Below are 11,268 nucleotides of genomic sequence, written 5' to 3'. Positions count from 1 at the left end.
GTGGTCTTGCCGTGGTCAACGTGACCGATCGTGCCGACGTTTACGTGCGGCTTGCTACGTTCGAACTTTTCCTTAGACATCGCATCCTCCGCCAACCGGGACAAGCAAATGGAATGTGGAGCTCATGACCGGATTTGAACCGGTGACCTCGTCCTTACCAAGGACGTGCTCTACCAACTGAGCTACATGAGCATGGTTATGAACCGACGGCCGAGCCGCCGATGCAAACTCTTCAAATGAAGCGATCCGTCAGGATCGCATCGGTCCGTTCCGGACCCGGGCGGACAGCCCGAATCACAGGACTGGAGCGGGTGATGGGAATCGAACCCACGTCATCAGCTTGGAAGGCTGAGGTTCTACCATTGAACTACACCCGCAGACCGTTTGAACCCCGCAAGCGGTAGCGAGATTCGTCTTGTCTGGTGGTGGGGGCAGGATTCGAACCTGCGAAGGCTGAGCCGGCAGATTTACAGTCTGCTCCCGTTGACCGCTTGGGTACCCCACCCGGGAAGCGCGCCATTCTTCACAAAACAGACCGGGCTGTCAACACCCGGTCGGGCGATACCGACAACGCAATCAGGCGCATCTCGCGTTGTCGGTCGGCTCCGGCGGAAAGCGCTTCCGCCGGGCCTGTGCCTGTGGTGCCGGCTGTGGGACTCGAACTCACGACCTACCGCTTACAAGGCGGTTGCTCTACCAACTGAGCTAAGCCGGCAATGGGCGCGCATTTTACGCACATCACTTGGCGTTTGCCAAGCCGCGACGCGCCATGCGCGCCTGTGGCCATTCTGTCAGCGACGCGCCTTTGCCAGTCGCACCATGCCGTCGAGCACCAGATCGCCTTCCGGGCGCACGTCGAAGGCCGGGTCGACCAGGCCCGCGAGCCGCTCGGCATCGCCGCCGGCTATCACGACCGCCAGCTCGCCCTGCTCGGCAAGCGACTCGCGCCAGACGGCAAGCATCTCGTTCACGCCGGCGGCGAGCAGCCAGTGACGCCCGACATCCAGCGCGCTGGTGGTGTCGACCGCCAGGCCCAGTTGTCGCGTGGCCTCGGGCACCCCGTCGCCCGAGTCGTCGGTCGGCGCCTTGCCCGCAAGCAGGGGCTCGATCGCGTCGCCCAGGCCGGGCGCGGCCGAACGCAACCCCTCCAGCTGCGCGCGCCACCCCGGCAGGATCAGCCCACCGCGGTGCTGTCCGTCGGCATCGAGCACGTCGAGCGTGACGGCGGTGCCGGCATTGATGACTGCCAGCGGCCGCTCCTCCACCCGGGTGCGGGCCTCGATCATGGCGCAGAAGCGATCGATGCCCAGTCGTGCCGGCTCCGGGTAGGCCACGCGCACATGGCAGCACTTCTTCGGCACCGACAGCCAGCGTCGCTTCGCGGCCGGGCAGATCTCGGCCAGCGCGGTCTCCAGCCATTCGCGGCGCGTCGGCTCGACCACGGAGGCGAGCACGATCTGCCGCGGCGACCGCCCCTTGTCGTCAACCAGCAGGGGTTCGAGCCGCGTGGCAAGCGCACCGACCGCGTCCGGCTCGTCGGGATCGGGCCACGTCACGGCGAACGGTTCCGGACGTCGCGCAATGCGTCCCTTGATTCGGCTGTTGCCCGCATCGATGTAGCAGTTCACAGGTACAGGCGTTCCTCTGTTGTTCGTGGGGGCCGCCGGCGTCACGCAGACGCCGCACGCACCCGATCGTTCGGCCCGACTGCCACCCGGCAGCCGTCGGCGCGATGCACCTCGAGGCGGCCGTCGGCGCAGATCTCGCCGCCGATGCCGCGATAGCCCTCGCCGCGCTCGGGCAGCACCTCCACCGCCACGCCATACCAGCAATGGCGACAACGCAGGCGCTCGAGCGCCGACGGCCAGCACTCGGGGGCGGCGAGCGTCTCCACCGCCGTGGCAATCAAGTCGAGGGCGAGACCGACGGGATCGGCCCGCCAGGCACCGCCATCAACCCGATCCAGGGCGGCCGGATGATAACCCGCCTCCAGGGCCCCGTCGGGCAAGCGCCAGTTGATGCCGACCCCGGCCAGCCAGGCGACCCGGCCACCGAAGCGCCCACGCTCAAGCATCAGCCCGCCCAGCTTGCCGCCGTCGAGATACAGGTCGTTGGGCCACTTGACCTCTGCCGGGACACCACCGCGACGCAGCCGTTCGGCCAGCTCCGCGGCCATTGCCAGACTCGGCGGCGCGGTCACCGGCGACGCCCCGGCGGGTACCGCGAGCGAGAACCACAGGCCGTCGCCGGGCCCGCTCAGCCAGCGCGCCCCACGGCGCCCGACCCCTGCCGTCTGGGTCGCGGCCAGGGCCACGCAGGGCAACGCGCCCTCGACCGATCGCATTGCCTCGCGCACCGACTCGTTGGTCGACGTGGTTCGCGACTCGACCACCAGCCGCCAGCCGCGCTCGTCGGCCAGTGACCGCAGCCGGCCAGCCAGGGAATCAAAATCGAGCGCGGGCTCGCGATGCATGGCCGATGGTCCCGTCTGTCGATAGTCGTGCGAGAAGGAGGACAACCACCCCGGCGGAGGCCGGAGGGCATTCAAGTTTTGCCGCTGGGGCCCGATTATACTGGCTCGGGCACGTGAAAAACGTGACAGCAGATGAATCCGCCGATCGGGATGATCGACGCAAAAACGCACGAGGAGCTCCTTGGACAAAGCAACCCTTATCGGCATCGTCTCGGCCCTGGGCGTAGTGATCCTCGCTATCGGGCTGGGCCAGTACCCGCTCGGGTTCGTCAGCATCCCCGGCGCCCTGATCGTGGTGGGCGGCACCCTCTCGATCACGATCGCGATGATCACCTTCCGCCAGTTCGTCCACTCCTTCGGCGTGATCAAGCAGGCCTTCATCGAGCGGCGGCACAGCCTGATCGCGCTGATCGACGAGATCGAGGAGCTGGCGCAGGTGGCGCGCCACGACGGCGCCCTGGCGCTGGAAGATCAGGACATCAGCCACCCCTTCATCGAGAAAGGGGTGCGCATGATCGTCGACGGTCAGCCGATCGAGACCATCGAACGCACCCTCGAACGCGACATCGAACTGACCGAGGAGCGCCACGATGGCGGCGTGCAGATGTTCAAGAGCATCTACGACGTCGCCCCGGCCATGGGCATGATCGGCACGCTGGTAGGCCTGGTACAGATGCTGGGTTCGCTCGACGAACCCTCGACCATCGGCCCGGCGATGGCCACCGCCCTCCTGACCACCTTCTACGGTGCGTTGATCGCGCAGGCGATCGCCCTGCCGATCATGACCAAGCTGCACATGCGGGCAACCCAGGAATCCCGCGAGCAACGGCTGATCCTCGAAGGCATTCGCGGCATCCAGGACGGCATCAATCCGCGCATCCTGCGCGGCCTGCTGGAAACCTTCCTGCCCAGCCGCGACCGTGAGGAGGAGACCTGAGCCGATGAAGCGCATCCGGCGCCAGAAGATCGGCAGCAGCGGCGGCTGGCTGACCACCTATGCCGACATGGTCACGCTGCTGCTGACCTTCTTCGTCCTGATGCTGTCGATCTCGGTAATCGACGTCGAGCGCTACAAGGCGGTCGCCGAGACCCTGCGCGACTCCTTCGGCGCCCTGCCGACCGACGCCCCGCCGGCCGGTGCCGATTCGGCCGTGCCGCTGGCGCCCGGCGCGGCCGACCCGGACAGCATCATCGAGGGGCCTCCGCCGACCCAGCTGATCGAGCTCGAGGCCCCGCCGACGGCGCGGACGAGCAATGACGGCGCCCAGGCACTCGAAGACCTGCGCCGGGCCCAACTCGAGGAGAGAGCGGAGGAACTGCGCGCGAGCATGCGGGATGCGATCGAGGCGGGCGATCTCGAAATCGAGACCACCGAGGATACGGTGATCATCCGCATCAAGGAGAACGCCTCGTTCCCCTCCGGCAGCGCCGACATGCAGCGGGCCTTCGAGCCCGTGCTCGACCGGATCGCCGACGAACTGACGAACGGGGACGACCGCATCGTGGTGACCGGCTACACCGACGACGTGCCGATCCGGTCGGGACGCTTCCGGTCCAACTGGGACCTGTCCGCGGCGCGGGCAGTCAGCGTGCTGATGTCGCTGCGTGGCGAGGGCATCGCCGCCGGGCGGCTCTCGGCACGCGGCATGGGCGAAAACAACCCGATCGTACCCAACGACAGCGCCGCCAACCGGGCCCTGAATCGCCGCGTCGAGATCGCGCTGGTGCCCAGATGGGCGGATGCCGACCGGCCCGACACCGGCAACCCGACGATCGACTGATCGCCGAGAAATCGGCGGCAGTCGGTCAGTCGGCCACCGCCAGCCACTGCGCACGCCGGGCCTCGACACCCGCATCGCCCTCGACGCGCTCGAGCCGGTGCTGATTGAGGCACTCGGGCGCGAGCCTGAGCGTCATTTCCAGCAACCGCCCCTGGCGGAAGACATGCAGGTGCAACGGGTCGCCGGCGCGGTGACGAGCAATGCGCTCGGCCCAGTTGGCGCCGCTGACGGCAAAGCCGTCGATCGCGATGATGCGATCGTCCACGGCCAGGCCCGCCGCCGCGCCAGGCCGATCCTCGAACACCAGCACCACCCGGGCGGCGCGATCGTCGCGTGGGTCGATACGCACCCCGGCATCCGGACCGCCCTGCTCGGCGCGCGGCACCATGGAGACACCGAAGCGCGCCAACAGGCTGCCCACGTCGAGCGTTTCGGTCGAACGCAGGGCAAGGTCGAAGAAAGCGGCCAGCGACTCGCCCATGGCATCCTCGATCAACGCCTCGACGCGTTCGCCCTCGGGCAACGGCTCCTCGCCGTGCTCGTCCCAGAGACGACGCATCACGTCCATCAGGCTCGCGCCACGCTCACGCAGCATCAGGTCGAGCATCAGCGCCACGATCGCCCCACGGGTGTAGTAGCTGACAATCGCGTTCACCGCGTTGGCATCCTGCTGATAGAAACGCGTCCAGGCGTAGAAACTCGATTCCTCGAGCGTCTGGCGCGACCAGCCCTTGCCGCGCATGGCGCGGTTGACGGTCTCCTCCAGCGCGGCGAGATATTGCGTCTCGTCGATCAGGCCGGCGTGACGCACCAGCCAGTCGTCGAAATAGCTGGTGAAACCCTCGAAGACCCACAACAGGCGCGTGTGCGCCGGGCGGTCGAGCGGCAGCCCGGCAAAGGCGGCCGGACGGATGCGCTTGACGTTCCAGTTGTGGAAGTACTCGTGGGCACAGAGGCTCAGAAACCGCTGGTATTCCTTGCTCACCCCGCCGGCGGTCACCGAGGGCAGGTGCGAACGCGGGAAGATCAGGGCGGTGGAGTCGTGGTGCTCGAGCCCGCCGAAGCCCGACTCGTCGAGGGCGACCAGGAACAGGTACTCGTCGAACGGCGCACCGTCGAACAGGCCGATCTCGGTCTCGCATATCTGCGTGACGTCCGCGGCGATCCGGTCGAAATCGGTCTCCGGCAGCGCGCCGGTGAACACCATCCGGTGCAGCACGCCCCCAGCGGTGAAGCGGCGTTCGACGAAATCGGCGATCTCGACCGGGTAATCGATCAGGGCCTCGTAGTCCGTCGCGGCATATTCACCGAAGCCGCGCTCGTCGACCGCGATGTCGGGCAGCGTGGTGGCCACGCGCCAGTCCGTCGGCAGGTCCTCGCCCGCCAGCGCCACCTCGTGGCGGGCATGCTCGGCGCCGTGAACACGCAGGAACACACTGGTGCCGTTGAAGAACACGTGGCTGGAGTCGGCGTGCGCACTGCGCACCGAAAAGTCCGCGCAGTAGACGCGGTACCGGATCGTCAGCTCATGGTCGCTGCCGGCCAGATCCCAGGTCTGCTGGTCGACCGGCGTGATGGCCACCGCCTCGCCGCGGGCATCGTGCGCCCGCTTGCCGACCAGGTGACGGGCGAAGTCACGCACCAGGTAACTGCCCGGTATCCACGCCGGCAGGCTCAACCGGTAGCCCTCGGGGCTGGCCGGCAGGCTCAGCTCGACATCGATGTAGCGACTGCGGTGGCCGGCAAAGGCAAGCCGGTAGCGCGGCTCGACCGAGGTCACTGGCTCCGGCGCAACCATCAGGACTCCTCGCCCGGCAGGTCGGGCACCGAGGAGTCGCTGGTCATCAGGTGATGGCCGCCCGGGTGGACGCGACCGTGCTTGACCTCGTCCGGGTGGGCGTCGCGCACCGGCCCGATCCGTGCGGTGAAGTGCAGACGGAACCCGGCCAGCGGGTGGTTGAGATCCACCTTGACGGTCTTCTCCCCCACCTCGAGGATCAGCATCTCGATCCGCCCCTCGGGGCCGTGCGCCTCGACCATGTTCCCCGCTTCCAGCTCGGCTTCCCCCTCGATACGGTCGCGCGGCACCTCGACCACGCCCTCGGGGTCGTGCAGCCCGTAGGCCTGCTCGGGCTCGACGCTCACCTCGACCTCGTCGCCCTCGGCATGCCCTTCGAGCGCTTCCTCGAGCCCCGGGATCAGGTTGCCGTGGCCGTGGATGTACTCGAAGCCGTCGACGAGGGTGTCGGCGAGGATCGCCCCGTCATCGTCGCGCATCACGTGGTAGACACGCACCACCTTGTCCTTCTCGACCGGCATCGTTGCGCCCTGGCTCTGTTGGGTGTCACTCATCTCTCATCGTCCTCTCGAAGGTTCAACTCGCCAGCCCGTGCCAGAACGGCAGGGTCAGCAGCGCGAGCAACGTCGAGGCGCTCGCGGTGGTCGCATACAAGCTGGTGTCGAGACCGAAACGGTCGCAGATCACCAGCCCCAGCACCATCACCGGCATGGCCGCCTCGAGCACCGTCGCCGTCAGCGGCAGCCCCTGGGTGCCGACCGCCAGCGCGAAGCCCAGCGCGGCCAGCGGCATCCACAGCAGCTGGATCGCGATCGCCGGGCTTACCGTCAGGAGATTCCGCCCGGTGAGGGTCTCCAGGCGCAGGCTCATGCCCAGGGCGACCAGCATCACCGGCACCACCGCCGCGCCGATCCGGTCGAGCCACTCGGCGGCCCAGTCCGGCTGCGGCACGCCAGCGAGATTCAGTCCCGCCCCGGCGACCGCGGCCCATAGCGGCGGCACCTTGAGCAACGTCTTGACCGGATGGACCTCCTCCTCGCTGTCGCCGAAACGGGCGGCGAGCAGGATGCCCACCGACAGCAGCAGCGGCGTGCAGGCGAACAGGTCGTACTGGATGGCGATCGCCTTGCCGGCATCGCCGAACAGGCTGCCCAGCAGCGGCAGCCCCATGTAGGTGGCATTGGGGAAGCTCGCCGCCAGCAGCAAGGCGCCGAACTGCAGCCGGCCGAGACGCATCGCGCGCCCGACCAGCGCCATCAGCGCCATCGAGCTGAGCACGGCCACGGCGGCCGTGCCGGCGATGCGCAGGGTGTCGACCCCGAGCGGCGCCCGCCACAACACCGAAAACACCAGCGCCGGCAGGAACAGGTAGTAGACCGACGAGGTCAGCGCCCCGCGCGCCCGGTCGGCCGTCCAGCCGCCCAGCGGCAGATAGCGCCAGATGTGCCCCAGCGCGATGGTTCCGGCCATCTGCAGGATGACCGAGATCATCGGCCGGCCTCCGTCCGGAATCGTGGCGCCACCGCAGTGGCACCCCGGATCACTGGCCCTTGGCCTCCGCTTCGGCCTTCTCGACCTCGGCACGCACCTCGTCCATGTCGAGATCCTTGACCTTGGTGATCAGCTCGTCGAGCGCGTTGCGCGGCAGGGCACCGGCCTGGTTGAACAGCAGGATCTGCTCGCGGAACACCATCAGGGTCGGGATCGAACGGATCTGGAAGTGACCGGCGATTGCCTGCTCTTCCTCGGTGTTCACCTTGGCAAAGCCGACGTCCGGGTTCGCCTCGGCGGCCTGCTCGAAGATCGGGCCGAAGGACTGGCAGGGGCCGCACCACGGCGCCCAGAAATCCAGCAGCAGGATGTCGTTGTCCTTGAGAAGGCCCTCGAGATTGTCCGCAGTGGCGGTATGAACGGTCATATAGACACCTTTGGGTCTTGCCGACAGCGTCGGCCGCATGTCGGCCCGGTCGACACCGGGCCACGAAACTTGTTGTCGCTACCGTCGTGCGCCGGCCAGCCAGCCCTCGACCTGCGAGACCATCGCCTCGACGTCGTCGCATTCGAGCAGCGACTGGCGCGCCGGCAGTCCCAGCGGCAGGCGCTCGGCAAGCCGGCGGCACAACCACGGCACATCGTCGCGCTCTTCCGGGCGCAGCGACGGCTCGAGGCGCTTGAGGGCGACACGCAGTCGCTCGCGCCGTTCGGCGGCGATCAGATCATTCGAATTGGGGTCGACGGCGAGGTTTTCAACCCGCGCCTGCACCAGTCCGCTGGCATCGGTCTGATGCGAGAGCACGCGAAAACGTGACTCGCCCATCGCCCGCACGCCGAGCAGCCCGCCGGCGAGAAGATTGACATCGACCAGGCGCGCCGCCGTGCCGATCCCGGCCACCCGCGGCGGCCCGTCCGCCAGGCCCACCTCGCGCCCGGCGGTGATCAGCACCACGCCGAACGGACGATCGTGGCGCAGGCAATCGCGCACCAGGTCAAGGTAGCGCGCCTCGAAGATGCGCAGCGGCAACTCGCCGCCGGGGTACAGCACCGCCCGCAGGGGAAACAGCGGCAGCTGCGTCTCGTCAGTCGCCATCCCGGTCGCCCCAGCGGGCATGCAACTGGTGTGGCACGCCGATCTGGTCGAGGATGCGTGCCACGGTGAAGTCGATCAGATCCTCGATCGTCCGCGGTCGGTGGTAGAAGGCCGGGGCCGGCGGCAGGATCACCACGCCGAGCTCGGCCAGTCGCGTCATCTGCGAGAGCGCGATGGCCGTCAGCGGCGCCTCGCGCGGCACGATCACCAGATCGCGGCGCTCCTTGAGACAGACATCGGCGGTGCGCTCGATCAGCGAGTCGGACAGGCCGTTGGCAATCGCCCCGAGCGTGCCGGTGGTACAGGGGCAGACCACCATGGCATCGGGCGGGTTGGAGCCGGAGGCGAACGGCGCGGTCCAGTCCTCGCGGGCAAAGCCGGTCACCTGCTCCGGCCTTGCACCGAAACGCCCGCCCAGCTCGGCGGCGAGCGCGTCGTGGCGGGCGGGGAACGGGTCGTCGAGTTCGAGCGCGGCCACGGCGTGGGCCGCCTTGGAAGCGATCAGGCTCACCCGGCAGTCGGCCGCGATCAGGCATTCGAGCAGGCGCAGCGCGTACGGCAACCCCGAGGCGCCGGTCATCGCAAGCACGACGTGTTCGGTTGCCGCGCCCCGCCTCATGCCGCCTCCGAGCGCAGCATCTCGACCAGCCGGACCGGGAAGCCGCCGAAACCGCCGTTGCTCATCGAGACCACCCAGTCGCCGGATCGACACTCACCGGCCACCGCCTCGAGCAAGGCATCCACCGAGCCCTCGACCGTCAATCGGTCACCCAGGGAATCCAGCGTCTCGGCCGGGTCGAAGCCCAGCCCCTCGGGGGCGTGCAGGAACACGCGGTCGGCCGGCGCGAGCGAGCCGGCCAGCCCGGCGGCATGCACACCGGCGCGCATGGAATTCGAGCGCGGATCGAGCACCGCCACCAGCCGCGCCCCGGCGGGCATCTGCTCGCGCACCGCTGCCAGTGTCGCCGCGATCGCGGTCGGGTGGTGGGCGAAGTCGTCGATCACGCGCACCCCGTCGGCCTCGCCCTTGAGCTCGAGGCGCCGCGCCACACCGCCGAAGTCGGCCAGCGCGGCGAGCGCCTCGGCTGCCGGCACGCCGGCAAAACGGGCCAGCGCCAGGGCGGCAAGCGCGTTGTGACGATTGTGATCGCCGCGGATCGAGGCCGGCATCGGGCCGAGCGCTTCGCCCTCGCAAACCACCTCGCCATTCTCCAGGCACCAGGCGGTCTCGGCCTGGCAATGCTCGCCGAAGCGCTCGACCGGCGACCAAACCCCCTGCCCCAGCACTCGCTCGATCGCCGGTTCACCCAGAGGAGCGATCACCTTGCCCCGCCCCGGCACCAGACGCAGCAGGTGCGCGAACTGCCGCTCGATCGCCGCGAGATTTTCGAAGATATCGGCGTGGTCGAACTCGAGATTGTTGATCACCAGCCCGCGCGGCCGGTAATGGAGGAACTTGGAACGCTTGTCGAAAAAGGCGGTGTCGTACTCGTCGGCCTCGATGACGAAGAACGGTGCCTCGCCCAGGCGGGAGCTGACGCCGAATCCGCCCGGCACCCCGCCGATCAGGAATCCCGGGCTCATGCCGACGCGCTCGAGGATGTGCGCCACCATCGAGGTGGTGGTGGTCTTGCCGTGGGTACCGGAAACCGCCAGCACGAAGCGGTCACGCAACACCTCCTCGCCCAGCCACTGCGGCCCGGAACGGTAACGGTGGAACCCCTCGAGCATCTGGTCGATCACCGGCATGTCGCGGCGCATGACGTTGCCGACGATGATCTCGGCATCATCCGGCAACGGCGCATCCATGTCGGTCTCGACCGCGATCCCCGCGTTGGCGAGCTGGTCGCTCATCGGCGGGTAGATGGCATGGTCCCGCCCGGAGACCTCGTAGCCCATCTCGCGGGCCAGCAGCGCCAGCGAGCCCATGAAGGTGCCGGCAATGCCGAGAATGTGTAGCTTGCGGGAATGATCGGTCATGTCGGCAGTCCGCTCTCGCCGGGAAGCAGTTGCATCGCCAGCCCCGTGTAGACCAGCGAGCTGAGGATGAAGTAGCCCAGGGCAGTCAGCACACCGAGTGCCGCGCCGAAGTCCAGGGTACGTCGGTAGATCTGGCCCAATACCACGAGGTTCCACGCGAACAGGGCGATCATCGCCAGCGACCACCAGCCGATCGGCCCGTCGCTCACCTCGCTCGCCGACGGCTGCATCACGACCAGCGGCCAGGCGACCAGCCCCAGCATCGCAGTGGCGCCGAACAGCGCCGTGAGCATCTGCGGGATGCGCGGCCGGTGATCGCGCAACACGGCGAGACCCGCGGAATAGCCCGCCAGCACCAGCGCATCGGCCGCCAGAAGCAGCAGTCCGCCGCCCACGCCACCGGCGCCTTCGCCGGTCACCGCGATATCGAGCAGCACGCCGACGACGAGATACAACGCGACGGCCACCAGCAACGGCTGCTGGCCGGCCGGCATGTCCTCCGGGCCGACGCGCAGGAAGAGCAACTGGAAGAACAGGCGAATCAGTGACAAGGCGGTGTCCCCGGCAGCGTATTACCGCAGGCCGTCCCGCGGCCTGCAAACGGGTGCAAGCCTAGCGCATAACCGGTCGCCGCGTCTGCGCGTCCACG

The 11,268-nt window shown here is 68.4% G+C and carries 12 protein-coding genes and 4 tRNA genes; 2 read left to right on the top strand and 14 right to left on the bottom strand.

Features of this window, described 5'->3' with window-relative positions; genetic code table 11:
- Window positions 1-116 precede the first annotated feature (116 nt).
- From AWR35_RS04475 to AWR35_RS04450, 6 genes are all read right to left on the bottom strand, one after another.
- Window positions 117-192: transfer RNA gene (locus AWR35_RS04475), tRNA-Thr, on the bottom strand.
- A gap of 111 nt (window positions 193-303) precedes the next feature.
- A tRNA-Gly gene (locus tag AWR35_RS04470) sits at window positions 304-377 on the bottom strand.
- Between the two features lie 43 nt (window positions 378-420).
- Window positions 421-505 (bottom strand) — tRNA-Tyr (locus AWR35_RS04465).
- Window positions 506-639: 134 nt separating this feature from the next.
- Window positions 640-715, bottom strand: a tRNA-Thr gene (locus AWR35_RS04460).
- Window positions 716-791: 76 nt separating this feature from the next.
- A complete protein-coding gene (locus AWR35_RS04455) occupies window positions 792-1,628 on the bottom strand; it encodes a type III pantothenate kinase (protein ID WP_058574763.1) in 837 nt (278 codons plus the stop codon).
- A 41-nt stretch (window positions 1,629-1,669) separates the two neighbouring features.
- The gene (locus AWR35_RS04450) at window positions 1,670-2,473 is read right to left on the bottom strand and encodes a biotin--[acetyl-CoA-carboxylase] ligase (RefSeq protein WP_058574762.1); all 804 of its coding nucleotides are present in this window, start codon (window positions 2,471-2,473) and stop codon (window positions 1,670-1,672) included.
- A 181-nt stretch (window positions 2,474-2,654) separates the two neighbouring features.
- Here AWR35_RS04450 and AWR35_RS04445 point away from each other — a divergent pair, with 181 nt between their 5' ends.
- A complete protein-coding gene (locus tag AWR35_RS04445) occupies window positions 2,655-3,410 on the top strand; it encodes a MotA/TolQ/ExbB proton channel family protein (RefSeq protein WP_058574761.1) in 756 nt (251 codons plus the stop codon).
- A gap of 4 nt (window positions 3,411-3,414) precedes the next feature.
- On the top strand, window positions 3,415-4,254 hold the full coding sequence (locus tag AWR35_RS04440; protein WP_058574760.1) for a flagellar motor protein MotB: 840 nt from the start codon (window positions 3,415-3,417) through the stop codon (window positions 4,252-4,254).
- A gap of 25 nt (window positions 4,255-4,279) precedes the next feature.
- On the opposite strand, the gene AWR35_RS04435 is transcribed toward AWR35_RS04440, so the two are convergent.
- The 8 genes from AWR35_RS04435 to AWR35_RS04400 all read right to left on the bottom strand — a co-directional run bounded on the left by AWR35_RS04435 (window position 4,280) and on the right by AWR35_RS04400 (window position 11,170).
- Window positions 4,280-6,052, bottom strand: coding sequence for a PDZ domain-containing protein (locus AWR35_RS04435; RefSeq protein WP_058574759.1), 1,773 nt, complete (start codon window positions 6,050-6,052; stop codon window positions 4,280-4,282).
- Window positions 6,052-6,606 (bottom strand): peptidylprolyl isomerase, encoded by a 555-nt coding sequence (locus AWR35_RS04430; protein ID WP_058574758.1) that lies wholly within the window; start codon window positions 6,604-6,606, stop codon window positions 6,052-6,054. The genes AWR35_RS04435 and AWR35_RS04430 overlap by 1 nt, the downstream gene beginning before the upstream one ends.
- Window positions 6,607-6,628: 22 nt before the next feature.
- Window positions 6,629-7,543 carry an AEC family transporter gene (locus tag AWR35_RS04425; protein ID WP_058574757.1) on the bottom strand — a complete coding sequence of 305 codons (915 nt, stop codon included), beginning with the start codon at window positions 7,541-7,543 and terminating at the stop codon, window positions 6,629-6,631.
- Between the two features lie 49 nt (window positions 7,544-7,592).
- A complete protein-coding gene (gene trxA, locus AWR35_RS04420) occupies window positions 7,593-7,970 on the bottom strand; it encodes a thioredoxin (RefSeq protein ID WP_058574756.1) in 378 nt (125 codons plus the stop codon).
- Between the two features lie 78 nt (window positions 7,971-8,048).
- Entirely contained in the window at window positions 8,049-8,639 is a 591-nt protein-coding gene (locus AWR35_RS04415; RefSeq protein WP_058574755.1) for an LON peptidase substrate-binding domain-containing protein, read from the bottom strand.
- On the bottom strand, window positions 8,629-9,258 hold the full coding sequence (locus tag AWR35_RS04410) for a flavin prenyltransferase UbiX (RefSeq protein ID WP_058574754.1): 630 nt from the start codon (window positions 9,256-9,258) through the stop codon (window positions 8,629-8,631). Before AWR35_RS04410 ends, AWR35_RS04415 begins: the two co-directional genes overlap by 11 nt.
- Entirely contained in the window at window positions 9,255-10,619 is a 1,365-nt protein-coding gene (gene mpl, locus AWR35_RS04405; protein ID WP_058574753.1) for a UDP-N-acetylmuramate:L-alanyl-gamma-D-glutamyl-meso-diaminopimelate ligase, read from the bottom strand. The genes AWR35_RS04410 and mpl overlap by 4 nt, the downstream gene beginning before the upstream one ends.
- Window positions 10,616-11,170 (bottom strand): hypothetical protein, encoded by a 555-nt coding sequence (locus AWR35_RS04400; protein WP_058574752.1) that lies wholly within the window; start codon window positions 11,168-11,170, stop codon window positions 10,616-10,618. The genes mpl and AWR35_RS04400 overlap by 4 nt, the downstream gene beginning before the upstream one ends.
- Window positions 11,171-11,268 lie beyond the last annotated feature (98 nt).

Origin of the sequence: Guyparkeria sp. WRN-7 (genome assembly GCF_001641825.1) — a bacterium.
Classification (GTDB): Bacteria; Pseudomonadota; Gammaproteobacteria; order Halothiobacillales; family Halothiobacillaceae; genus Guyparkeria.
This window is presented reverse-complemented; position numbering and strand designations above follow the sequence as displayed.